Source organism: Pseudovibrio japonicus (assembly GCF_014651595.1).
Taxonomy (GTDB): domain Bacteria; phylum Pseudomonadota; class Alphaproteobacteria; order Rhizobiales; family Stappiaceae; genus Pseudovibrio; species Pseudovibrio japonicus.
The window spans coordinates 192,016-217,393 of the sequence record NZ_BMXE01000007.1 but is presented as its reverse complement, the minus strand read 5'-3'; the positions used below and the strand labels follow the sequence as shown (position 1 = coordinate 217,393).

The 25,378-nt window shown below is 52.9% G+C and carries 18 protein-coding genes and 1 pseudogene; 7 read left to right on the top strand and 12 right to left on the bottom strand.

Annotated elements, in window-relative coordinates; translation table 11 throughout:
• The first annotated feature begins 182 nt into the window (after positions 1 to 182).
• Positions 183 to 1,490 carry a homogentisate 1,2-dioxygenase gene (gene hmgA, locus IE076_RS18035; RefSeq protein ID WP_244649723.1) on the top strand — a complete coding sequence of 436 codons (1,308 nt, stop codon included), beginning with the start codon at positions 183 to 185 and terminating at the stop codon, positions 1,488 to 1,490.
• A gap of 113 nt (positions 1,491 to 1,603) precedes the next feature.
• The gene (locus IE076_RS18030) at positions 1,604 to 3,130 is read left to right on the top strand and encodes a Fic family protein (protein ID WP_189438177.1); all 1,527 of its coding nucleotides are present in this window, start codon (positions 1,604 to 1,606) and stop codon (positions 3,128 to 3,130) included.
• A 45-nt stretch (positions 3,131 to 3,175) separates the two neighbouring features.
• Here IE076_RS18030 and IE076_RS18025 read toward each other — a convergent pair whose 3' ends face one another.
• The gene (locus IE076_RS18025; protein WP_189438176.1) at positions 3,176 to 4,081 is read right to left on the bottom strand and encodes a DMT family transporter; all 906 of its coding nucleotides are present in this window, start codon (positions 4,079 to 4,081) and stop codon (positions 3,176 to 3,178) included.
• A 215-nt stretch (positions 4,082 to 4,296) separates the two neighbouring features.
• Complete coding sequence (locus tag IE076_RS18020; protein WP_189438175.1) at positions 4,297 to 4,566, bottom strand: DUF2798 domain-containing protein; 270 nt, start codon at positions 4,564 to 4,566, stop codon at positions 4,297 to 4,299.
• Positions 4,567 to 4,715: 149 nt separating this feature from the next.
• On the opposite strand from IE076_RS18020, the gene IE076_RS18015 reads away from it, so the two are divergent.
• From IE076_RS18015 to IE076_RS18000, 4 genes and pseudogenes are all read left to right on the top strand, one after another.
• Positions 4,716 to 4,955 (top strand): hypothetical protein, encoded by a 240-nt coding sequence (locus IE076_RS18015; protein ID WP_189438174.1) that lies wholly within the window; start codon positions 4,716 to 4,718, stop codon positions 4,953 to 4,955.
• Positions 4,956 to 5,287: 332 nt separating this feature from the next.
• Positions 5,288 to 6,070, top strand: a complete 783-nt coding sequence (locus tag IE076_RS18010) for a ThuA domain-containing protein (RefSeq protein ID WP_371871517.1) — start codon at positions 5,288 to 5,290, stop codon at positions 6,068 to 6,070.
• Positions 6,070 to 7,154: pseudogene (locus IE076_RS18005) on the top strand (Gfo/Idh/MocA family protein). The gene IE076_RS18010 and the pseudogene IE076_RS18005 overlap by 1 nt, the downstream one beginning before the upstream one ends.
• 412 nt (positions 7,155 to 7,566) lie before the next feature.
• Positions 7,567 to 9,276, top strand: a complete 1,710-nt coding sequence (locus IE076_RS18000) for a putative bifunctional diguanylate cyclase/phosphodiesterase (protein WP_209009226.1) — start codon at positions 7,567 to 7,569, stop codon at positions 9,274 to 9,276.
• Here the strand turns inward: IE076_RS18000 and IE076_RS17995 are convergent.
• The 3 genes from IE076_RS17995 to IE076_RS17985 all read right to left on the bottom strand — a co-directional run bounded on the left by IE076_RS17995 (position 9,273) and on the right by IE076_RS17985 (position 13,114).
• Entirely contained in the window at positions 9,273 to 10,007 is a 735-nt protein-coding gene (locus IE076_RS17995) for an MBL fold metallo-hydrolase (protein ID WP_189438173.1), read from the bottom strand. The genes IE076_RS18000 and IE076_RS17995 overlap by 4 nt on opposite strands.
• Before the next feature lie 186 nt (positions 10,008 to 10,193).
• On the bottom strand, positions 10,194 to 11,222 hold the full coding sequence (locus IE076_RS17990) for a 2-oxoacid:ferredoxin oxidoreductase subunit beta (RefSeq protein ID WP_189438172.1): 1,029 nt from the start codon (positions 11,220 to 11,222) through the stop codon (positions 10,194 to 10,196).
• On the bottom strand, positions 11,219 to 13,114 hold the full coding sequence (locus IE076_RS17985) for a 2-oxoacid:acceptor oxidoreductase subunit alpha (RefSeq protein ID WP_189438171.1): 1,896 nt from the start codon (positions 13,112 to 13,114) through the stop codon (positions 11,219 to 11,221). Before IE076_RS17985 ends, IE076_RS17990 begins: the two co-directional genes overlap by 4 nt.
• A 593-nt stretch (positions 13,115 to 13,707) precedes the next feature.
• Here IE076_RS17985 and IE076_RS17980 point away from each other — a divergent pair.
• Positions 13,708 to 16,422 carry a cation-translocating P-type ATPase gene (locus IE076_RS17980; protein WP_189438170.1) on the top strand — a complete coding sequence of 905 codons (2,715 nt, stop codon included), beginning with the start codon at positions 13,708 to 13,710 and terminating at the stop codon, positions 16,420 to 16,422.
• Between the two features lie 107 nt (positions 16,423 to 16,529).
• Here the strand turns inward: IE076_RS17980 and IE076_RS17975 are convergent, their stop codons facing one another.
• The 7 genes from IE076_RS17975 to IE076_RS17945 form a co-directional block, all read right to left on the bottom strand.
• The gene (locus IE076_RS17975) at positions 16,530 to 17,855 is read right to left on the bottom strand and encodes a methyl-accepting chemotaxis protein (RefSeq protein ID WP_189438169.1); all 1,326 of its coding nucleotides are present in this window, start codon (positions 17,853 to 17,855) and stop codon (positions 16,530 to 16,532) included.
• Complete coding sequence (locus tag IE076_RS17970; RefSeq protein ID WP_189438168.1) at positions 17,833 to 18,357, bottom strand: PAS domain-containing protein; 525 nt, start codon at positions 18,355 to 18,357, stop codon at positions 17,833 to 17,835. Before IE076_RS17970 ends, IE076_RS17975 begins: the two co-directional genes overlap by 23 nt.
• A gap of 360 nt (positions 18,358 to 18,717) precedes the next feature.
• Positions 18,718 to 21,156, bottom strand: a complete 2,439-nt coding sequence (locus tag IE076_RS17965) for a methyl-accepting chemotaxis protein (protein ID WP_209009225.1) — start codon at positions 21,154 to 21,156, stop codon at positions 18,718 to 18,720.
• Positions 21,157 to 21,336: 180 nt separating this feature from the next.
• Positions 21,337 to 21,801, bottom strand: coding sequence for an acyl-CoA thioesterase (locus IE076_RS17960; RefSeq protein WP_189438167.1), 465 nt, complete (start codon positions 21,799 to 21,801; stop codon positions 21,337 to 21,339).
• Between the two features lie 28 nt (positions 21,802 to 21,829).
• On the bottom strand, positions 21,830 to 22,987 hold the full coding sequence (locus IE076_RS17955) for an iron-containing alcohol dehydrogenase (protein ID WP_189438166.1): 1,158 nt from the start codon (positions 22,985 to 22,987) through the stop codon (positions 21,830 to 21,832).
• 105 nt (positions 22,988 to 23,092) lie between these two features.
• Positions 23,093 to 24,382, bottom strand: a complete 1,290-nt coding sequence (locus IE076_RS17950) for an MFS transporter (protein WP_189438165.1) — start codon at positions 24,380 to 24,382, stop codon at positions 23,093 to 23,095.
• Between the two features lie 221 nt (positions 24,383 to 24,603).
• Positions 24,604 to 25,284, bottom strand: a complete 681-nt coding sequence (locus IE076_RS17945; RefSeq protein ID WP_189438164.1) for a YrbL family protein — start codon at positions 25,282 to 25,284, stop codon at positions 24,604 to 24,606.
• Positions 25,285 to 25,378 lie beyond the last annotated feature (94 nt).

The following is a 25,378-nucleotide window of genomic DNA, read 5'->3' as shown; positions in this document are numbered from 1 at the left end:
CTCCCCCAAATCGCGCTGATTGTGCACTTCGGGTTCTGTGGTCTGATTGGTTTACCCATTCTCGTTTTGGGTTTCAGCAGCTTCAGCGCCCTTTAAAACCCGCAGCTATTGCCTTGGAGTGGAACATGGAACAACCGACTGGTCAAAATGGTGAGAATGAGCACGATAGTCGCTACGGGACCATGCCAGGGTACATGGCCGGATTTGGAAATGACTTTGAGACAGAGGCCTTAAAAGGAGCGTTGCCACAGGGGCGTAATTCGCCGCAACGCGTCGAGTACGGTCTGTATGCCGAGCAACTTTCTGGCTCTCCTTTCACTGCTCCGCACAGAACGCTTGAACGTTCATGGCTCTACCGCATTCGCCCCTCAGTTAAGCATCTGGGCCACCTGCACAAAATCTCGCATCCCTATTGGAAAACAGCCCCCAACAAAATTCCGGATGTGATCTCCCTTGGACAGTACCGCTGGGACCCTACGCCCTTCCCAGAGAGCGAGAAGCTCACATTCATCGAAGGCATCCACACCATGACAACCGCCGGGGATGTTGGGCTGCAAATGGGCATGGCGTCACATGTTTATCTGGCCAACACGGACATGAATGACGAGTACTTTTATAACGCTGATGCAGAGCTACTTATCGTCCCCCAGAGCGGACGGCTAAAGATTGCCACCGAATTTGGGGTCATCGATCTTGAACCACTGGAGATCTGCATTTTACCCCGTGGGATGGTGTTTAAGGTCAGCCTGCCCGACGGCAAAGCCAGAGGTTTTATCTGCGAGAACTATGGAGCTAAATTCACGCTGCCCAATCGCGGCCCAATCGGCGCCAACTGCCTTGCAAACCCACGGGATTTCAAAACACCTGTTGCGCAGTTTGAAGACATTGAGCAACCTTGCCATGTGACTGTAAAATGGTGCGGTGAGTTTCACCGAACAACCATCGACCAGTCGCCGCTGGACGTTGTGGCGTGGCATGGCAACTATGCGCCCTACAAATATGACTTACGCCACTTCTCGCCAGTGGGCGCTATCAGTTTCGACCACCCTGATCCATCAATCTTCACCGTTCTGACCGCCCCCACTGCAGAAGAAGGCACAGCAAACATCGACTTTGTAATCTTCCCACCGCGCTGGCTCCCGCAGGAAGATACGTTCCGCCCGCCATGGTATCATAAGAACATCATGTCCGAGCTCATGGGCAATATCTATGGGCAGTATGATGCCAAGCCCCATGGCTTTGTGCCCGGTGGCATTAGCCTGCACAACTGTATGCTCCCTCATGGCCCGGATCAGGAAGCTTTTGAGAAAGCCTCCCATAACAGCTGGGACCCTGTAAAGCTGGAAGACACAATGAGCTTTATGTTCGAGACCCGTTTTCCGCAACAACTGACTGAATTTGCTGCGAAAGAGGCACCCCTGCAGGATGATTATGTGGACTGTTGGTCGGGTCTGGAGCGTAAGTTTGACGGCACGCCCGGCCTGAAATAACGCAATTTCACAAAGCTTATTAGCTTTTCAGAGATACTGCATAAAAATAACGGGTATTCACAATATCCCCGTGCTACGCTATGTTTCGTAACAGTTTATCATGGAGATAGCGCATGCATAAGCCTTTTTCACAAGCAGTAACTGTTTTTCATGAAAGCTGGCTTCCCGCCCCTGCAACTCCGGCGGGCTATTCTGCCCTGATTGATGCATACGACCTGCGCATACCTATTCCGCATACTTTATGTGCGATCGGGGACCGCCACAAGATCATAGAACAGAACGGGTGGCGCATCTTCACCCCTCGCCATGCACCTGAGCCTACACTGCTCGGCCACCTGACCTTTGCATTGAAAAATGAAGGATTAGATCTGGCGGTGCTGAAGCGGTTATTTCTGGCATGCGGGCCGGAACCTATTGAGGAGCTCGTGCGTTCGCGCCCGACCGGCCGTTATACAAGGCGTATCTGGTTCCTCTATGAATGGCTACTGGGGGAACAGCTGGGTCTGCCAGATGTTGAAACCGGCGCTTACGTGGATGCGCTTGATACCACAAAGCAGTTTGGGGGTAGCTCTGTCCCCTCACCGCGCCAGCGGGTGCGCAACAACCTTCCGGGAACACCCCACTTCTGCCCCCTCATTTTCCGCAGTGCAGCTTTGGAGGAGTTCCAGCAGGCCAAGCTGCAGGAAAAGGCCATGGCTTCGGCAGCGTCTGTTCCAAAAGATCTGCTTGCACGCACGGCAGCATTTCTGCTTTTGAAGGACAGTAAATCCAGTTTTGCGATTGAGGGAGAGCGTCCGGCGCATGACCGCATTCAGCGCTGGGGCCGCGCCATTGCAGAGGCAGGCAAAACGCCGCTGAGCATCGACGAGTTCCTCCGCCTCCAACGGGTCGTGATTGGCGACGACCGCTTTGTGCATCTTGGGCTACGTGAGGAAGGCGGCTTCGTGGGCATGCATGACCGCGAAACCCGTATGCCGGTGCCTGACCATATCAGCGCAAAGCCTGAGGATCTGAGAGATCTCATGAAGGGAATGATCGAGTTTGCGCAGGACTATGCCAAGCATCTAGACCCTGTTCTTGCTGCCGCTGTTCTGGCCTTTGGATTTGTTTATGTGCACCCGTTTGAAGATGGTAACGGTAGATTGCACCGCTACCTGTTCCACCATGTTCTTGCTCAGCGCGGATTCAATCCTCCCGGCGTGGTGTTCCCTGTCTCCTCGGTCATTCTGGAGCGCATCGACACTTACCGGCAAGTTCTAGAAGACTACTCCTCCCGCCTTCTTGGCAAGATCGACTGGCAACCCACATCTCACGGCAACCTGACAGTGACCAACGAAACCGCCGACTTTTACCGGTTCTTCGACGCAACTGCCCACGCAGAGTTCCTCTACGCCTGCGTAAAGCGGACCGTCGAACACGACCTTCCCGAGGAAGCCCGCTTTTTACAGAACCACGATCGCTTCCAGCGCGAGCTGAGCCAGATTGTCGATATGCCTGCCCGTCTGGCCGACCTGTTGTTCCGCTTCCTAAATCAGAACAACGGAAAACTCTCCCACCGAGCGAAAGCAAAGGAGTTTGCTGCACTGACGGAAGAAGAAACCGGCCGCATTGAAGAGATCTACGAACGGTGCTTTGAGTAGCGATGCATCCGATCCGACTATCGGCTCTACCGCGCCTGTTTCTGCTTAGGCTTCAGGTTCCATCACAGCTGCTTTTTCTGCATCGCGGATGCGTTGGCGGGAGAGCGAGAAGAGGCCTGCACCAACCACAACAATTGCACCAAGAATCGTGCTCCATACCGGCAGGTCGGAAAACACGATAAACCCGATTGGGATTGACCAGACGAGTTGCAGATAGTTGAACGGCTGAATATCGCTTGCTTGCGCGAGCGAAAGAGCTTTCATCAACAGGAAGTGTGCGGCTGTTCCTGTCATGCAGATAGCAAGTAGCAACACCCAATCCACATCACTGAGCGCCATCATGTGCTGAGAACCGAGGAACGTGGAAAGCACTGCACCCACAACGCCCACATAGAAAAACGAGGTCAAGGCACTATCATCCCGACTCGCAACGCGAGTGAACAGCTGGTAGAGCGCGAAGGTGACCGAGGCCGCCAATGCAACAACGCCTCCCCAGCCGGCGATATCGCCCTCAGGCTGCAACATGATAAGCAGTCCGGCCATCCCGCAGAACATTGCAAGGACACGGCGCCAGCCGACAGTTTCGCCAAGGAAGAGAGCCGCCAGACCAGTTACAATCAGCGGATGGGCTTGAAAGATAGCAGTGACCTCAGCCAATCCTAACATGCTGAGAGCAAACGTCATCAGGCAAATCTCGCCAAACAGCAGCAGGCCGCGAATGATCTGTAGGCTAGGGCGTTTGGTGCGCACAACGTTATAGAACCCTTGCTTGCTGAGCATGGCCCAGCCAATTGCAATCGCCAGCAACACCCAGAAACGCACCATCAGGATGAACCAGACCGGATGGTCTGTCACAAGCTGCTTGGTAATTGCATCCTGCATCGCGAAGATGAGCGTAGAAAGGATCGTTAGTGCGATACCCATGTTTCGCTTGCCGAGGAACTGAGCCATTGTGTGTCCTTGCTAGCAGCACAAATCCGCCTACCGAGATGAACCAGAAAGCAGATGGTTTAGGAGAAAATGCGCTGAAAAGAATTCCTGGATGCCAGTGGCATCAGCCATGCACGTATACGCGCGTGCATCACAAAGCAATTGCAAAAAGCATGGCGAACAACTTTTCGCATCACAGTTTACTCAAGCAGGTTAATTTTGCGAAAAGATCGCGTTTAACAACCCTCCGCTACTTCACGCAGCTCGATAGGTTCGTCGCGTACATTCACGACTTTTGCAAGCAGTGCTGTCACAAATGGAAAGACAAGCGAGCTGAACACAACAGCCAGTGAAAAAGCGACCGTAAACGACTTCAACCACAGCACCAAAAATTCCTCGGCAAACCCTAAGTTCAATACCAACATGGCAAAAGACATTAGTACGCTCATGAAGAACGAAATGGTGATACGCAGCAGATAGCCGTAGGTTAGTGGGGATACGCTCATAGCACTTATCTCATTTTTTAATTTGATTTCAAAATATATGAAACCAAGTCAAATTGTCAAGATGGCGCACCGCATGGCTGCTATGCGTAGGGCATAGTCCATTCACTCAACAAACCCATCTGGTGGATTTCCTGATCAATGATCGTAAAATGACCTCCGGTGTTAAAAACCAACACATGATCCTGAAAAACTTCCTGCCCTCTGGCCGTGGCCTGCGCATGTGCACAGGAGCAAGCTCGGTCATTCCGCATGGCACTCTTGTTTTGGCGTGCCTCACCAGCAGATTCGGCATTGACGTTCTGAACGCGGATGAGCTGGAGCCCGAAGGCGTTCTGTACTTAGAGCCGAAACGGCCCGTTCTGTGCAGAATCACACCAATCAAGCCTTAAAACCGCAGTCCTGCAACCTGCCACCGCTCATCCCAGTTCATAGATAGCATCAGCCTTGGTTCCGACACCATTTTCACGGAGCATGACGAAGCGACGTGTTGGCACATGGAAGGTCGCGGCTTGGGTGTATTTCTGATGCTCCCCCTGAGATCTGGCAATAAAGTTACAGCGGGTCCAATATCTTCAGTGTTCTGCTGCCCAAGGGCGCGCTAGTATCACACCAACACGAATCAGCAATTCCGCAGTCTTTCTCTTTGCGAGAAAGTCCTTTTCCATCTGGCAGTTTTGACTGGTTCTCAGTCAGAACAATCCACATCTATCGGTATATGCCAATGATCACGACCATTGTCTGGGGCGAAAACGTCCACGAGCAAAAGAACAAAGTTGTTGCAGATATCTATCCCGGTGGCATGCACAATCACATTGCGGCAGCATTAAATAATGATCCGGAAATCTCAGCCTCAGTTGCAGTTCTGCAAGACCCGGAACATGGTCTGAGCAAAGAGCGCCTTGCAGGCACCGATGTTCTGATCTGGTGGGGCCATGCAGCTCATGGTGAGGTTGCCGACGAAGTTGTAGAGCGCGTGTGTGAACGTGTCTGGGGCGGCATGGGCATAATCTTCCTGCACTCGGCGCATTTCTCAAAACCATTCAAGCGCTTGATGGGAGCGCCCTGTAACCTGACATGGCGTGAGGCTGGCGAACGGGAGCGGCTTTGGATCACTTCCCGCAACCATCCGATTACCGCAGGGGTTCCTGACAGTTTTGAGCTGGAAAATGAAGAAATGTACGGTGAACCCTTTGGCGTGCCGGAGCCTTTGGAAACCGTTTTCATCAGCTGGTTTCAGGGCGGTGAGGTTTTCCGCTCTGGCCTGACCTATAAGCGCGGTACAGGTAACATATTTTACTTTCGTCCGGGCCATGAGACCTATCCGACCTACCACAACGAAATCGTACAGCGCGTTATCGCCAACGGCGTGAAGTGGACCTACAATCCGCAGCCAAAGATCACTGATCCGACCGCAGCCCCCAATGTGCCGGTTGATAAAGCGCCAGAGAAGATCGAGGAACGCGGACCGCGTTTGCACCGGGATGGCGAGGAGGGATATCGCTGATGCGCCTTGCACATGTAGGAACTGCGGCATGGCCCACGCCCATGCCAGAAAATTCGGTGAGATTGACGGTACCGAGATTGTTGCCAGTGTTGAGCGCGACAAAGAGCGGTTGAACGCATTTTGCGATGAATACAACATCGCAAACCACTTCACATTGCTGGAAGACGCGCTTGCATGGGGCGCATTTGAAGCCGCGGAAAACGTAACGCCGGATGCCGTACACTACCCAACCACTATACCGCTTCTGGCAGCTGGCAAGCATGTGTTCTGCGAAAAACCGCTCGCCAGCAACTTCCCAGATGCTGATGAGATGGCCAGCGCTGAGGAAAAGGCCGGGCTGATCAATATCGTCAACCTCTCCTACCACGATGTGGCTGCCTTGCAGAAAGCCCATGAACTCATTGCTACGGGGGAGATTGGCGAGATTCGCCATTTCGAAGCGTCTTATCTGCAAAGCTGGCTCACGCAACCAACAGTGGGGACATTGGGATCAGGAAGAGAAGTGGCTCTGGCGCCTATCTAAGGCTCACGGTTCACTGGGTGTTCTCGGCGATGTTGGCATTCACATTCTCGACTTTGCCGGTTTTGCAATCGGAACGCCGTACAAATCAATCTCCTGTCACCTGAAAACATTTGACAAAACGCCGGGCACCAGATTGGTGAATACAAGCTGGACGCCAATGACAGCTTCTCCATGATGGCAGAAATAGAAGGTGGCGCCGTCGGGGTCATCCATGCCAGTCGCTTTGCATCCGGTCACATGAATGATCTGCATTTGCGTATGCATGGCACAAGAGCCGCCCTCAAGGTCACCAATACAGGGGCACTTAATACAGGGGCACTTGGAGAGCTGTTCGTGTGTTCCGGTCCCAATCTGGAAAAAGCAGCTTGGGAGCAAGTTAAACTCCCCCCAACACCAAATAACTATCGCAAGGTTACAGAGGCGCCACAGTCCGGCGTGAACGGCCATCCAGCCTTCCGTCCCGCTGCAAATCTTCAGCGGGTGCTCGATCTGGCCGTTGAAAGCAGCACGACTGGAGAACGCAGAGATGTCAAAGGATACACACAGTTGCAGGGCGTTTGATTAGGATGATGAAGAGCAATTGCTCTCCTATTTTCCTATACAATCTACCCTTGTATTTCCCAGATAATCCACTGATAACAATAGGAAAGCAGTCATTCACAGGAAGTTTTCTAGTAAATATCACTGACGGCATGAGAGGACACTTGAATCTGATGCAGAACAGCAATTCTATTTCAAGGTAGGCCTGTCGGTAAACTCTGCGCAGTACCGTCTTTTTAAGTTTATTACTAATATATCAAAAATTCTCATAAAATTTATGACAAGTAATACTTATATATACTTTCAAGTTTAAATTCAGTTATTCCTGCATTAAAAATTAAAGACAATTAAATATAAATCATTTCCTTGGGTATCTACAGTGAATCATTGCGATTATCTTTTAGTTTAATTATGAAAAGCATAAAAGCCTATTTTGAATCTATCCGAGGATCTTGTGCCTGTCCCACCTGAGCTTCTGTCAGTTGCAGTAGAGCAATGTGCCGAAACCATCATGGTTGCAGATCATGAAGGCACGATTGTCTACGTCAACTCGCAGTTTGAAAAGGTGACCGGATACTCCACCGACTACGCAATTGGTCGCAATCTGGACTTTCTCCAGTCTGGCAAAACCTCACCGGAAACCTTTGACGAGCTTTGGGCTACCCTGGCAAACGGTGAACCGTGGGAAGGTGAATTCATCAACCGGCGAAAAGATGGTTCTGAATACATTGAGCATTCCAGGATCTCGCCAGTTGAATGGGAAAGTGGCAGTGCCAACAAGCAGTATTATCTGGCGATCAAGAAAGACGTCACTGCGAAGAAAGCGTGCGAAGAAAAGCTCTCGAAACTTGCCTACACAGATGCTCTGACAGGCCTGCCAAACCGGGCACACTTTTTGCTGGAACTGGAAAAGGCCATTGAAACAAGCAAGCAGAGCGACCGTCAATTTGCAGTCATCTATATTGATCTGAACCGCTTTAAAGAGATCAATGACACTTTGGGGCATGATGCGGGTGACAAGTTTCTGGTTCAGGCTGCAATGCGCTTTGCAAGCGTTGTCGCGGACAATGCCTTACTTTCCCGTCTAGGCGGCGACGAGTTCGTTATCCTGCTCCGCGACACCTCCGTTGCAGAAGCGGAGATGACGGCACATCGTCTGAGAACGGCAATGGTGGCCCCAATTGATCTGGGCGAGCAGGCACCGATCCTTTCCGCCAGTATTGGGGTTGCATTCAGTCAGACTACAGGCACCTCCACCGGCACCATGTTGAAGCAGGCTGACATTGCCATGTACCATTCCAAGTACAACAATCTCGACTTCAGCTTCTACACCACCGAGATGGAAGATGTGGTTGTCCGCAAAGTTCAGATAGCCGATAAGCTCACCACGGCGATTGAGGAAGGCAGCCTGCGCCTTGAGTACCAGCCCATCGTCGATCTGCAGAGCAACGAGCTTGCCGGTGTGGAAGCGCTGATGCGCTGGGAGGATCAGCAGCTCGGCCCCATATCGCCTGCCGAATTTGTTCCGATCGCAGAGTTTCAAAATATCATCGTTGAAATCTCAAACTGGCTCCTCAAAGAAACAGCCTGTCAGTATCACCAGTGGGTGGCGGAAGGCTTTGCATTGTCCGGTCGTATCGCAATCAATTTATCTGAGCGCGAACTGGCCAAGCCAAACCGCGTTACCGAGATCCTCTCATTATTAGAGAGTCTGGAGGTCTCGCCGGAGATCTACGAGATTGAGCTGACTGAAACTGCCTTCATCAGCGAGGCTGGACACACCCAGGCCAATCTGGATGCGCTGGCTCAGGCGGGCATGGTGATCACCATTGATGATTTTGGTACAGGCCATTCTGCATTGTGGCAGCTGCGTACGCAAAAGCTCGACAAGCTCAAGATTGACCAAAGCTTCGTGCAGAAAATGGAAGCGGATCAGGCTACTCGCGACATTGTTGAGGCGATCACGGCGATGGCCAACCTGCTGGACCTGAAAGTGATTGCCGAGGGTGTCGAAAACCTTTGTCAGGTTGAACTTCTCAACGACATTAAATGCAGCTACGCACAAGGCTATCACTTCGCCAAGCCACTTACAGCAAAAACTTTTGCATCTGACTGGCTTGGAAAGGCCCAGGTCGCCGCCTAAGCCATCACTCCTGCAAGATCAAACTCACGGCCGTCTTCCCCCAGCGAGAATTCAGCGTGGCCTGTGATGGCATCTGCAACGGCCAGTCTGGACGCATCATCAATGTGGTACAACACCCAGCGACTGCCCGCTTTTTTCTGAAGGTCTTTCACATCCGCCCAGGAACCATGACCGTTTGCAGCTGTCATGTACTCACACTCGATAAAGGCCAGATCGGCCTGCGCAGCGAACCTCTCACCTTGCGGGGAAAGCAAACCGTCGCCTGAGTAAAACACCGTCGCATCCTGCCCGGTCAGTTGCAGGCTTCGGTTGGGGACGGAATGACTGCTCGGCGTTGTTTCCGCTCTCCACGGACCGATTTCTGTCAGGTTCTCGGAATCCTTCCAGTACAGCTCAAAGCCAAGTCCCTTTTCTGGCCACGAGGCGAACTCCATGAGACGGTACAATGCCTGATGTTGAGAGGCCTGACGAAATATAGACAGCGGTTTGCTGCGCTTAAACGACTTCATGTAATTGAGCAGGGTTGTCAGGCCCAGACAGTGATCGGGATGACAATGAGAGATGTAGATACAGCTGATATCCTCTGCTGTCATTGCGTTGGCAAACAAGGCTTGGGGCACGGTCGGACCGCAATCGATAAGAAGCTCGAAATCTCCCTCCCGGATCAGCAAAGATGAGTTCGTTCTTTTTGGATCATAGGCATCGCCGCAGCCCAGCATTTTTACATGCATGTTGTTCCCCTCACTGTGAAATCACAGTTTTAGAGCAGACAACTTTAACAAGTAAAGCCTTATCCCACGTCATCAACTCTCCGTCCATGATGGAACGCGCCTGAAAGGATGTGGCCGAGCACTTTCGGACTACTGTTGCAGTATTGGAAGGCCCTCAGCCAACTAAGTTGGCGGAGCCAAAACAGGTCAGGCAGCGTCTTCCCCCACGCCCCATGTTTCACCAGCGCGCAGGGCTGCTGAAAGGCGTGAGAGTTTTTCATCCATGCTCAGCGGTTTTTCTGGCAGGCCGATGCGGCTGGCTTTCCCAAACTCGGTGGCCTGCTCGCGGAACAATATGCCCAGCACAGTTGGCTCTCCCTCGTTCTCGCCCAGCTCTGCCAAGGCAACAGCAAGGGCATGATTGGTCTCATCATGCACCAACAGGTCAGCTTCTGTTAGGCTACTCTCTTCCAAGGAGACGATCTCCAGCCCGAACCCGCCGGGCTTCACGCGAAGGCCTTTGTTCCTGTTCACTCCAAACACCATTGGCTTGCTGTGTTCCACCAAAATGGTGTGGTCGGGTCCCTGCTTCTTGTCCTTCAAATGGTCGAAAACACCGTCATTGAAAATCACGCAGTTTTGCAGCACTTCCACGAAGGCCGTGCCGTCGAAGGCGCGGGCAGCTTCCAGAATAGGACCAAGCACCTTGGCCTGCGTGTCAATACTGCGGGCGATGAACTTGGACCCAGCGCCAATGGCAAAGCGAGCCGGGTTAAGAGGCATTTCCACTGTTCCGCCCGGAGAGCTTGGCGTGCGCATGCCCTTCTGTGAGGTTGGCGAGTACTGGCCCTTGGTCAGGCCGTAGATCTGGTTATTGAGCAGCACAATCTGCATGTCTAGATTTCGGCGCAGAGCATGCAGCAGATGGTTGCCGCCGATAGACAAGCCATCGCCATCGCCGGTAAACACCCAGACATCCAGCTCAGGGTTAGCTAGCTTTGCACCGGACGCTATAGCGGGCGCACGGCCATGAATCGTATGGAAGCCGTAGGTAGCCATATAGTACGGCAGACGCGACGAACAACCGATGCCGGAGACGCATAGTGTATCTTCCAGTCTGGCACCGGACTCTGCGAGAATCTTATGCAGGCTCTTCAAAACAGCATAGTCACCGCAACCGGGGCACCAGCGAACATCAAGGGAGCTGGCAAAATCTTTTGGTTTCAGATCAGTCATGATGTTGCTCCCAGCGCGTCTTCAATGATTTTTGCAATCTCGCGCACGAGGAATGGACGTCCCTTCACGCAGGAAATGCTTTCCACCTCAATACCCATCTGACTGCGAAGAACGGTTGCCAGCTGCCCGTTGTTCATCTCCGGAATGATCACCCGGTCAAAGCCGGAGAGCAGCTTTTGCAGATTGGGCGGTAACGGCCAAAGATGACGCAGGTGAATGTGGGAGACAGACTTACCTTCCAGTTCTGCCCGCCGCGCTGCCACGCGGATTGGGCCCCAACTGGAGCCCCAGCCCAGCACTGCCAGCTTGCCAGTGGTCTGCCCCGATTCCACCTGCTGCGGCGGAATGCTTTTAGCGATTGCCTCCAGCTTTTGCGCACGGATCTGGGTCATGAGTTGGTGGTTCTCACCATCGTAAGAGATGTTGCCACTGCCCGCCTGCTTCTCCAGCCCGCCAATACGGTGCATCAGCTCAGCTGTGCCCGGCACGGCCCAAGGACGCGCCATGGTGTCGGGATCGTGGTCATAGGGCAGGAAGTTGACTGGATCCTTGGCCTTCTTCACCGGAAAAGGCGCATAGGCAGGATCACCGAAGTCCGGCAGCTTCCATGGTGCGCTGGCATTGGCGATATATCCATCCGACAGCACCATAAGCGGGGTCATATGCTTTGTGGCCAGCTTGGCTGCTTCAATGCCGATGTCAAAACACTCCGCCGGATGAGCTGGCGCGATCACGGGTAGCGGTGCATCGCCGTTACGGCCCCATATGGCCTGAAACAGGTCCGACTGTTCGGTCTTGGTCGGCAGGCCGGTGGAAGGGCCACCGCGCTGAACGTTGACAATCACCAGTGGCAGCTCAGTCATGATGGCAAGGCCTATAGCCTCTGTCTTAAGCGCGATGCCGGGACCGGATGAGCCGGTAACACCAAGGTGCCCGGCATAGGAAGCCCCAATTGCGGCGCAGATGGCTGCAATCTCATCTTCTGCCTGAAACGAGATCGCACCCAGTTCTTTCAACTTGGCGATGGTGTGCAATAAAGGAGAGGCTGGGGTAATTGGATAAGAGCCATAAAACAGCTCAAGATCGGCGAGTGTCGCACCTGCATACAGACCATAGGCCATGCCCTCGTTGCCATTGATCGAGCGGTACTCTCCTTCCATCAATGGTGCGGGCTGTATGCGGTAGCGAGACACATCCGGCGGCAGGTCTGCAACCTCGCCATAAAGATGCCCCGCCTGAAGCGCCATGATATTGGCCTTGGCCAGATCCGGCTTCTTGTGAAACTTCTGATCGATCCAAAGCTCGACATCTGCAGTGGAGCGCTCGAACAGCCACAGCACCAGCCCAAGGGTCCACATGTTCTTACACCGACGGGCATCTTTGGAAGACAGGCCTGTTTCCTTCAGCGCCTTTTCCGTATTGCTGGTAATCTCCAGCGGCAGCATGCGGAAGCTGGAGAGTGACGCATCCTCCAGAGGATTGCTGGAAAAGCCTGCTTTGGTGATAGCACGCTCGGTGAAGGCATCCGTGTCAATGATCAGCAAGCCATTTTGCTTCACGCCTTCCAGATATTTACGCAAGGCCGCTGGATTGAGTGCGACCAAAGCATCGGTTTCATCCCCGAACGTGCTGACTTCCGTGTGTCCGATATTGAGGGAATAGGCGGAGACACCATAGATCGTACCGCTAGGCGCCCGGATATCCGCCGGGAAGTCAGGGAATGTTGCAATGTCATTGCCAAACCGGGCGGCACTTTCCGCAAGTCGGGTGCCAGTCATCTGAATGCCGTCGCCCGAGTCTCCGGCAAAGCGGACGCGCACGTAGTCGACTTCCGGCTGCTGGGAGACGGGAAGCTCACGTTTTGCTGTACTGTGTTCCAGTCTACTGTGCATCTTCAGCTCCAAAATACCAGCAGCAGCAGTGGCAGGAATCTTGTTTGTTCTTGTTGTCCTTCAGGACTGCCAATCAGCTGAGCCAGAATACCCACTTCTCTGTGGCTTTTTGTAGCCTGTAAAAACCGGAATGCAGTTGCGACCCGTTAACGCAGCCCACCCGTAAATGGGTGAACGCTTTTTGGTATTTTTCGCAAGCCTGAGCAACTTTTATGCACTCTCTGAACAGGACACATCTCCATTACAGCGCCCTATGGATCGCAAACAAGAGTATCCATGACATGTCATGCCTTTCAAGACCGATAGAGCTTAGATGACTGTTATCAATGCGCAAATTCGTAATCTGACTTGCAGAAAGACGGGTGAGCGCAGCAACATCATGCAAGCTTCCAATACTTCTGGAACGTGCCCACAAAGCACCGAGGGAAGAGTCGACGAGAGACCTTAAAGTGCGTATCCAACTCACAGATCAAACTGCGACATATACTCCAGGACCTCCATATGAGCTTGGTTATCAGTGCACGACTCATAATGGCATGCTACAGTTTTGACGCGAGACCAACGCAGCTACAGCCATCTATGGCAGGTGTGGAATGAAGCAGCGAACTGAGTACCAATCACCCCCTTATCTTTTGAGTATACATGCAGTCCTTGCAAGTCAGAAAGTTGATCCCGAGCATGGGTTACCCCATGAAGTCGTGAAGCAAAGGCAAGCGCAGTTTGGGGCGAACTCGCTCAAGCAAGACGACACCACATCTGTCCTTTCGCTTCTGTTGTCACAGACGAAGAACCCACTTCTCATTATCCTTCTCATCGGGTCAATTATCTCTGCATATACAGGGCATTGGGTGGATGCGATTGCAATCTTCCTAATTGTGGTCATCAACGCATCAATCACGTTCTTTCAGGAATGGCGAGCCGAACAGACCCTGGCTGCTTTAAGCAAAATGGCAGCTCCCAAAGCGGTGGTCCTGCGTGATGGCAAGGCCAGCAATATTCTGGCTGAAGACCTCGTTCCGGGTGATATCGTGAAGCTGAAAGCAGGTGACATCATTCCTGCGGACTTGCGTCTCATAGAGAACTCGCAACTGCAGGTGGATGAATCTGCGCTTACCGGAGAATCTGAAGCGGTCTTCAAAACGACTGATGAAATCCCTCACGAACCAGTTCTAGCCGAGCGCTTTAACATGGGATTTATGAGCACCCATGTTACCAACGGGACCGGTGTTGGAGTTGTTACAGCAACGGGAATGGAGACTGAAGTTGGACAAATTGCCCATCTGATTTCGCAGGCCAAACTCGCCAAAACACCACTCCAACTGAGAATGGAGAGCCTTTCACGTATCCTCATCAGCGTTGCCTTGCTGGTGGTTGCAGCTGTCATCGGTATTGGTCTGCTCAATGGAATGCAGACCTTTGATATTCTGACAATGGGCATCTCCTTGTCTGTTGCAGCTATTCCTGAAGGACTGCCGACGGTGATAACGATAGTTCTCACGCTCGGTTCCAGGAAGATGGCCGAAAACAACGCCCTGACCAAACGATTGGCGAGCGTTGAAACACTTGGCACCGTATCTGTAATTTGCTCAGACAAGACTGGGACACTGACGAAAAACAAGATGAAGGCCATGTCCCTTTGGGCCGCTGGCAACTACTGGAGCTTCGCGGATGCTGAGGGTGACGACGCAGGCGCAATAGTTGACAGCAGCAACACCCCAGCCCGTATCACGGAAGAACCAGACCTTCGCGACATGCTGGAAATGTCAGCTTATTGCAATGACGCGGTGCTGACCGATACGGCGTCGGGAAGCACTGTTATGGGTAGCCCGACGGAAGGGGCGCTATTGATTGCAGCTGCAACTGCCGGAATTTACAAGCAAGACCTCGAAGGGCATTCCTTTAAAACCATTTCTCATCACCCCTTCAACTCCACCCGCAAGTTGATGAGCATACATGCTGCGCTACCCGATGGCCGAGAGTGCCTTGTGGTCAAGGGTGCACCTGATGTCATTCTGGCACGGTCCAAGTTCCTGCGACAGGACGGTAAGGACATCCCTCTGGATGAGGATGCCTCCAAAGAAGTGGAGCAGGTGATTTCCGGTTATGGCGAACAAGCCCTTCGAACGCTTGCGGTTGCCTACCGGAAGCTGGACGCAAGCGGGTTTGATCCAGAGGATCCCGAGCAGGATCTCGTCCTGATTGGGATTCATGGAATTATGGACCCGCCGCGCAGAGAAGTGACCCAGGCACTGGCGGAAGCCCGTGGTGCCGGAATTCGTACGATTATGATCACCGGCGATCATGCTGCGACAGCGACGTCCATTGCGGAACGCATTGGCCTCAAGACATCTCCCACCCAAACCGTACATACCGGCGCAGAGCTGGATCGCCTGAGTGATCAGGAACTGCAACAGGTCGTCAAACACGCTGTCGTCTTTGCGCGTGTTACGCCAAAGCATAAGCTGCGTATTGTCTCCGCACTGCAGGAGAATGACGAAATCGCAGCGATGACGGGAGACGGTGTCAACGACGCGCCAGCTTTGCGTAAATCCGATATTGGTGTTGCCATGGGCATCTCCGGTACCGCGGTAGCAAAAGCAAGTGCCTCGCTGATTTTGCTGGATGACAATTATGCTACGATCGTGAAAGCCGTGCGCGAAGGGCGCCGCATCTACGACAATCAACGCAAATTTATTCGCCAGGAGCTCACAGCCAATGTGGCCGAAGTCTCTGCGATCTTGTTTGCATTTACCCTTATGGGTTCAGATGCAATGCTCCCGCTAACTCCTCTTATGATTTTGTGGGTCAATCTGGTCTCAGATGGTATGCCTGCTCTGTCACTGGGTCTTGAACCTGCAGATTCCAACCTGATGGAGCGGCCTCCAAGAGCTCGTAGCGAGAACATCTTCGGAGACGGCATGCAGCAACGGATTGTTCTTCGCGGTCTGGCGATCGGATTTGTCTCATTTGCTATGTTTGCAATCGCATTGAACAGGGGCTTATCCCTTCCCTATGCCCAGACCCTTGCCTTCTCAACTCTGATATTCGGGCAGCTCTGGCATATCTTTGATTCACGTGCGAACTGGACATTGTTCAGCAAATACCCCTTCAGCAATTCGGTTCTGCTGGTCGCGGTTGTGCTATCTGCAACCCTATCGCTTTTGGCAATTTACTCTCCACCGGGAAACTATGTTTTGGGCACGGTGCCTGTGGCCCTCAACCATCTCTTTGAGACTTTCTTTATCGCGGCCTTACCCACACTCGCACTTTCCGGCATCAAAGAAGTGTTTAAGTTCCGCTTCTTGTAGGGTTCAGCCTGTCTTAAACCCAAAGTGTCAGCGTCGCTCTGGCCGCAATTAGTTCCTTCCGGACCATCGCAGGCCAGATCTGGTCTCAGAGTAGGACAATCAACCTGTCAGCCTCTTATCTCGCTCATGGCCAGTGGGCCGTTACGCAGATTGGTGATGTATTGAGCTACCGCAGTGGACAGGGATGCGATCTGCTGGTTCATTTCCACTGTTGAACCGATGACGCTTTCCGCTGCTGTTTCCGTTTCATTTGCATAGGTCGAAACATCTGCCACATTGCTGGCGACGAGCTGCGTCCCGGTGTAGGCCTCCGCGATGTTCTGCGCGATCTCGGAGGTTGCTTCCGTTTGCTGACGTGCAGAAAGCGAGATCGCATCGGTTACGCTTTCGATTTTGGAAATAGACTCCGCAACTTGCCCGAAGGACGTCACCGTCTCAGCGGTTGCTGTTTGGATGGCTTCGATCTGGCCGGAAATCTGACCAATGGCATTGGAGGTCTGGCCCGCCAGATCCTTTACCTCGCCAGCAACAACTGCAAACCCTTTGCCCATCTCCCCTGCCCGCGCCGCTTCAATCGTGGCGTTGAGTGCCAGAAGATGGGTCTGCTCCGCAATCGTGCTGATGAGCTCGACAACATCGCCGATGGTTTCAGCAGCAGCACTTAAGCTGCTAATCTTCGTTTCCCCGGCGCGAACTTCCTGCACCGCTGCTTTTGTTACCTCAGCAGTGAAGCTGACCTGATTGCCGATCTCATTGGCGGACGCTGAAAGCTCTTCAACAGCAGCTGAGACGGTTTGCACATTGGCGGAGGTTTCTTCAGAGGCCACGGTCACAGCGGATGCGCGCTCAAGTGTCAGATCGGCAGACTGTCCCATCTGCTGCGCATTTCCGCTCATGTTCTCACCAGCACCGGACAGAGTTTGCGTTGCAGTTTTGGTCAGGCGCTCAAAGGCATCGGTTTGACCGGAGAATTCAGAGATACACTCCTGAACCTTCGCCGTCGCGCTGTTCACCTGACTTGCGTAAACCAGAAACGATCCCTGCAACCCGCGCGTTACAATGCGCCGATAGTACTTGTTGGTAGACAGAGCATGCGTAGACGCTACCATCTCACGCATGAAGGAATCCATTTTGTCGGTGGCGTAGTTGACATTTGCCAGAAGGTCCTTCAGCTCCCCCTTGTCCAATCCCACAAGAGTGCGTGCTTCCAGATTTCCCCTTGCCTGCGACACAGCGGTATCTGTCACGTGTTTGAGGACCGCCCTTACCTTGAATAGGAAGAACAGCGCGGACATTGCAAAAAGGACTGCTAATCCTGAGAGGATCTGAATAAGGCTGTTGTCGCCTGCAATACCCAGAACGGCAATGAAGAGGCAAGCTGCTGCAGACAGGCAGTTTAGCCAGATACTCTTAGAGAGTGAGGATAAATTCATCATAGGTCACCCGTTTATCGGCGAGATATGTAGAGAGGAACTCGGAGCTTTCGTGCTGCCCATCTTTGCGGTTCTTTGGCGATTGCTCAATTTCGACGAGCTGCTGGTAAAACGGAATAATCACGCCCTCTAGAATCTGACGATCAGGCACTCTGCGAGTTGAGTGATAACCGATGATGTTCCCAACGCCGTCAAAGGTTGGAGTGACGTGGGCAAACACCCAGTAGAACCCACCGTCTTTGCAAAGGTTTTTGACATACGCAAAGACCTCATTTCCATCTGCGATGCGCTTCCAGAGGAACTCAAAAACACAGCGAGGCATATCCGGGTGTCGGATAACGCTGTGTGGCTGACCGATTAACTCCTGATAGGAGTAGCCTGCGATTTCACAGAAGATCTCGTTGCAATAAGTTATTCTGCCCTTTAAGTCGGTCTTACTGACGATAATGTCCGCCTCGCTGAATGTTTTCTCAGCGCCCGACAGTTGTGTACCCGACGACATAGCTGCCTCAAAATTCTTGCAATGTTGCTTTGGCAATAAGTTTCATAAAAATTGAAATATGTAGTTCCAGAAATTGATGAGTTGCTAATATCTATACCGGATATCTTATTTTCATCAGATCTCTGAAGTATATCTCTCAACTAGAATCCGAAGTCTCCCAATATATCGCAATCACTACGTTTATCTTTGAGGTGCATCAAAGTTGTATACTCAGTCCCTTATCCGTATTGCTTATTTACTTTAGGTATAACCGCAATTTTATACAGATTTCGCAGAAATACCCAGCGCTTAACTGAGCGCAAAATAAAAGGCAGCTTGGATGCCCTAAGCTGCCTTTAAGATCCGGATTGTTCGGCGGTATTAGCCGACCTTTGCAACCGCTGTCAGGAAGTCATCAACCTCTCTGCCAAGTGCACGAGTGCTTTCCGTAACTTCAGTAGACGCCGTCAGAACACGTGTGGAGGCCGCGTTGGTTTCATTCACCGCGTCGGACACCTGTGTCATGTTCTCGTTCACACTGGATGTGCCCATCGCCGCTTCCTGAACATTGCGACTGATCTCGGTGGTTGCCGCACCCTGCTGCTCAACTGCTGTCGCAATTGCGGAGGTGAACGCTGTCACCTCATCCATTGTATGGGAGATTCCCTCAATGGAGGATACAGCATCTGAAGTTGAGTTCTGAATTGCAGAAATCTGGGAACTAATCTCTTCAGTCGCCTTGGAAGTCTGGTTCGCCAGTTCTTTCACTTCAGCTGCAACAACTGCAAAGCCTTTCCCTGCTTCTCCAGCGCGGGCAGCCTCAATGGTCGCATTCAGCGCCAGCAAGTTGGTCTGCTCAGCGATTGCCTGAATGAGGCCAACAACCTCACCAATCTTGACTGTCGCTTCAGCAAGTTGCTTGATGCGGTCGTTGGACATGTGCGCGCTATCGGTCGCCTTGGCGACAACAGAGGTTGTTGCGCTCACTTGGCGGGCAATCTCTTCAATGGAGCTGCTCAGCTCTTCAGCCGCCGCAGACACCATCTGCACGTTGTTTGCAGCATCGGTTGAGGACGCAGCAGCGCGCTCCGTCTGGTCAGAGGTGCCACGGGCAAGGTCCGCCATTGTGCTGGCGGTCTGACCCATCTCGCCCATGCTGTTGTTCACAGAGGAGAGCAGGTTGGTGGCGGTGTTTCTGAAGTCAGTGATCAGCTGCTCGATTTCGCGCTGTTTCTGCGCATCCTTCTCAGCAACCTGCTCCTGCTCTTTGCGCAGACGGGCTCGTTCCAAAGCGTTGTCGCGGAAGACCTGAACTGTCCGGCTCATGTCACCAATTTCATCACCACGCTCAAGGCCTGCGATTTCCACTTCAGTATCGCCTTTTGCCAGACGCTCCATGGTACCGGTCAAGCGCTTCGTCGGACGGGTAATCGCAATGGACAGACCGAGCGCGATCAAAATTCCGAGCACAAGACCCACAGCGACAGTTGTCATGATCAGGTTGGTTGCCAGCTTCCCGGCAGCGCTTGCATTTTCAGCTTCAATCGCCGCGATATTGATGATCTGACCCTGAACGGTTTCAGACTGGCCGGTCAGGAATGAGATAAGGTTTGCCAGTTCCTGCTTGCCGTTGGCCATTGACCCAAAGCCGGCACGAATAGCGCCAATCTGCTTCATCGCCTCTTTTGCAGCCTGCTCGCCGCCGACAATATCCTTCACCGCAGCTTTGAACTCGCGGCCCGCCGCACCGAGCTCATCAATCTCAGTGGAGACTGCATCTGACACCATGCCAGAGCCTGCACGCAGGAAGGCAAGGGAGGATGAACTTACGGCAAACGTACGTCGCATGACATTGGAGACAGATGCCAGCGCAGCATCAACTGTCTGCTTCCGCGCAACCGCTTCCTCCATCTGTCTGTTCGCATCATCAATGGAGCGATAGGTGAAGCCAATCACCAGCTTGGCAGTCTCACCAAGCACATCAATGCTTTGGGTAATATCCTGACGAAGAGAATACATCTCTGAGAAATCAGTGGAGTCGCGCAGGGCCTTCAGTTTATCAACCAGAATATTGGAGACATCTGCCAGAGTCGCAAGCACCTTCGGGTCAAGGTGCGTGAGCTCGATCTTCTGCAGTTTGGTGATTTCGCGACGTGCTTTTGCAGCACTTAGCAATGTTTTGCGCATGGCGCCTTCTTCGGAGCTGGTTGTTGCTTTCACAAAGAAGTAGCGCATGTCCAGGGCCTGCCCCTGAATCATAGCGACCAGGCGGCCTGCCCGGTCAGCATCTTTTAGCTGTGCTTTCGCCAGTTTGTCCTGCTCAGCTGCTGCCTGTGCCAGCTTGGAGATATCTGCCTGCACGCTGGTGCCAATTGACTGAAGATTGACCACGGCGGTCATCATCTTGGCAACCTGTGTCTCCTGAATGTCGGAGGACATGCGGACACGGCTGAACAGACGCTTCAGGGCTGCCACGTCTTCGACGGCTGTTTCAAATGCAGATCCGTCTTTGCCCTCGGCAACAAACTGCGCATGAAGCGCGTCCAGATCTCCGCTTAACAGGTCCAGCTGTTCAGCTGCTGCGCTCGCATCATCCTTACTCAAGCTGCGCAGATATGTTTCGCGCGCTGAGTTCGTATCCTGCAGCCCCTGCATCAAACGCATGGTTGCGTTTGTCATCTCGGTTTGCTGCGTGAGCTGAGAGATCGAATAAACCCCGATCCCGCCGGCTGCAGCCGAAAGCAAGAGAACAACAATGAAGCCACCACCGATCTTCGTCGACAGTTGCAAATTTTTAAACAGCTGGAGGACCCGCCCCATGACCTTATTACTCCCGAACAAAAGCCATTGCCCATGACTTGGCGGCATATTAGTGCTGAAAATCTCAACCAGTGGTTAATTAGTAGGCAAATCCAGCAATACCCAGGGGAATTTTGAGGATTTCAACCGATTATGTATTCAGCACGTACTTAAAGTAAGTTGGCTCAAATCCAGAGTTTTTCAGAGGTCAGCCTCGACAATTCTGGGTAGAAGCATCTCAAGTGCCCTGCGCAACTTAGGCGATAGTGCCTGAGGCCTCCGGCTATCGCGATTGACGTAGACATGGGTGAAGAACCCTTGCGCCGCGGCGACCTCACTGTCTTGTGCAAACAGCGCCAATTCATAGCGCACAGAGCTGTTGCCCAGATGGCCAATTCTCAGCCCAATATCAATCTTCTGCGGATAGGCGATCTCTGAAAAATATTGGCAGCCGGATTCAACAACCAGCCCGATTTCATCTCCCTCATGAATATTAAGGGCACCATGCGCGATGAGATAAGCGTTCACCGCGCTGTCAAAGTAGCTGTAGTACACCGCGTTGTTAATGTGCCCGTAAACATCATTGTCTTCCCATCGGGTTTGCACATCGCTGAAGAAACTATAGTCAGCACGCCGATGTGGGGTCGGCTTTTGGGGTTTGCTCATGGTTTAAACTCTTTGCTCCAGCATGTTCTCAAAGGGCTTGCTGATAAATCTGTATGGCGCTGGACTCATCCACCTCTCGCGGGTTGTTCACCAGCAAGCGTGTTTGCTTCATCGCTTCACTGGCAAGTTTGGCCACGTCCTGTTCTTCGATACCCACTTCGCGCAGGGTGGTTTCAATGCCAAGCACTTTGGCAAGCTCGGCCAAACGGTCTGCGAACATGCCGCCCCGCCGATCTTCTGGCACCTGTGAAAGTTCCGGAAAGACCAGAGGTGCCAGCTCGGCATAGGCGGTTGCACAGGCTGGCAGGTTGAACCGCATCACATGCGGCAGCACCAACGCATTGGAAACGCCGTGCGCCACATGAAAGATCCCGCCCACCGGATAGGCCAGCGCATGCACCGCCGCCACGGGCGAATTGGCAAACGCCTGCCCTGCGAGCATGGACCCGAGCAACATGTTTGAGCGCGCCTCCTTATCGTGCGGCGTATTCACCGCCTTCTCGATGTTCGCCCCAAGCAAGCGCAGGGCTTCCTTCGCCAACATCCGCGAGATGGGATTGTTGTTGGCCGATGTTGACGTGTACGCCTCAATCGCATGCACCATGGCATCAATGCCCGTTGCCGCCGTCACGTGTGGTGGCAGGCCGAGGGTCAGGTCGGCATCCAGCACTGCCACATCTGGCAGCAGCTGCGGCGCGACCACGCCTTTCTTTTCTGCCTCTCCGGTGGTGATGATGGAGATGGGCGTCACCTCAGAGCCTGTTCCGGCAGTGGTTGGGATCAGGATCAGCGGCAACCGCTTTCCTTTTGCCATGCCCACACCATAGATATCCGAGAGACGCTCCCCTCCCCCAACAAGCAAGGCAACGAGTTTGGCAACATCCAGTGAGGAACCGCCCCCCAGCCCGATGACGCCGTCCACCTTTGCAGCTCTTGCGCGCTTCACACCTTGCAGCACAACAGATTCCGGCGGATCAGCGACCACATCGTCAAACACAGTGACATGGACACCGACAGCTTCCAGCTGCTCTACGACAGGTGCTACCAGTCCGGCATTCACCAGCCCCTTATCGCTGACCAGAAACACACGCTCGCCAATAGTCTCGAGTGTAAGCTCATGGAGCCTTTGAACCGCGCCGGGCTCACACACAACACTGGCTGACGTGTTGAAGACAAAACCTGTCATGTTATCCCCCTCATTGCTTCAGCAGGTCTGAGCAATGAGGCAAGCATGCCTCAGTCTTTCAGTAAGGTCGAGCGCAATTAAAGTCGTACAGGCAGGGTTGCAAGCTTAGACAGCTTCTTCTGAAACCGTCCCTGCCACATCCGGACCTTTACCAAGGCTCAAGGCAACGAACAGGCCGACTAAGGCGCCCCCGCACATGACCGCCCCGCCTACGAAGAAGGGCATTGAGACAAACCATTGCTCGGCAAGAAATGCGCCAATGGGAATCGAGATCAGCATCAAACCGGATTGAAGCATCTCGCCGACTGAGGAGATACGGCCAAGCAAATGCTCCGGCGTTTGCTTCACAACGATTGCCCCAAACGGAACCGTGATTAGGCTGATAAATGCACCGCCCGCAAACCAAAGACCCATTTGTGTCTGCAGACCAAAGGGTTCCGGGCTAAACGGCATCCAACCCGCCACGAGAGTAAGGGCTCCGCCGAAAAAGGACCCGATGGCCATCAACATGCTCAAGTTAACACGGTCGCCGATCTTCGCCGTCACGTAGGTTCCAACAAGCCCGCCAACTCCAATCGATCCCAAAATTGGTCCGGCAGATGATTCAGGTTGTCCAGTTTCTTTGATCAGCAATAGCAGTACGGCTTCGTAAAGAAAGACGCTGAAGGTGAAGAGGCATATCAATGACACACCTAAAAGAAGACGCGGTGTCTGCCACAGAAAAGCGAACGCCACCTTCGCATCCTTCAGGACACTGTCTCTTGCTTCAGAGCCTTCCCGCTCTTCGGGCCTGTCATTTTTGAGCAGGCCGAGCACGCTCAAGCAAACCAGAGATGCAAACGCAAATGAGCCTGCACCGAGCAAGAACACATGATAGGGGCTCCAGATGGCAAGCAACGCTCCGCCTAACACCGGCGCGAAGATCTTGGTCGATTGAATCACAAAATGATGCACACTGACTGCCTGTGTCAGCATATTGCTGGGGACTACCTTCTTCAGCGTCAACTGAAGCGCAGGCATAAAGGCCGCTGAAACGGTCGCCTTCAGAAAGACAAAGCCTATGAGAACTGGAAGGCTGGTGGCGAAAAAGAACATACCCAGCATCAGGCCTGCGCGGATAACCAAGCCGCCGATCAGAACCGGTCCAGCGCCGATCCGATCCACCAGCACTCCACCAGGTAGACCGAAGATGACACGCGGCACGGTCGCCGCCATGATCACGCTGGCGACCTCGGTCGGTCCCATCTCCCAAGTGTAGCTGACCAGAACCATAATGGCGATAAAGTCGATCCAGTCTGCAAGTGCAGCGGGAATAAGAACACCAACAAACCGGCGAAACGCGCTCAGCTTGAACAACCCTAAGACTGACGTATTGACTGCCTGTTCCTGCCCCATAATCCCCGCCTCAAATACATTAGCTCAAAATAACAGCGCTCAAGAGTTCGCACCGGAAGTAATATAATTGCGCAAGCTTAAACGAGCCCGCTTCAGTTGCAAGGTTTCTATAGGTGAAGAAAATTGGTGCTTGAGAGGCACCGGATACACGGTGTCTGACCACGACGTAGTATCAGAGAGTCACTAATGACTGGTCACTCACACACACAGGACAAACAGCGTTAGATTCTCGCCCCTTCAGCTGCATTCTCGCCGCTCAGGATACTAAAGTGACGGTCCAGACGCCTCTGGATCCTCCGTTTCCTGAAATACTCGATCTTATTGATCGGTAGGAACTGGTGATCCAGATAGGTCTTCACGTCAAAGCACTTAATGTAGGTCTTGCCGTGAGTGTCGACGACAATTCCCATATTTTCCGGACGATCCGCAAAACAGGAAACATGATGCGCACGTAAGATCTTAAAGTATTCCACCAGAGCGCGGATAAGTTCAGCGTCCTGAATGCGACCATGCTGCTTTATATAATCCCGAACGCTTCGAATCTCTGAGTAAGCGAAGTTATTAATCTTCTCGATCATCAGCGCCGGACCCAGATTGGTCTCCACCATTCCGTGGACACGGGTAAAGGCGTGATGCCCGGCAAGGCCGACCTCCTGAATGTGCTGCCACCCCAACAGTTCATCCTGATTGCCGGTTAGGCGCTGCTTCTTGTAACCAAGCTTGGCCCGCAGTTTGCGAAAGAGGTCTTTCACGGGGCCCCGGCTCTTGATCTTGCGCGTCCCTGCTCCATACCGGTCAAACTTCAGAAGCTTGGTGGGATCGCTTGCGCATTCGTAGGTGTCGCGAAAACCGCCACCACGTAGGAAGTCACCAACCTGATAAATCTGTTCTTGCCCGGACACAGTCAACTTTAAGCCAGTCTTTTAGGAAATTTGAGCTACTTACATATCAAATTTTACTCATTTGAAAAGTATCTTCTTGTCACACGTGCTTAAG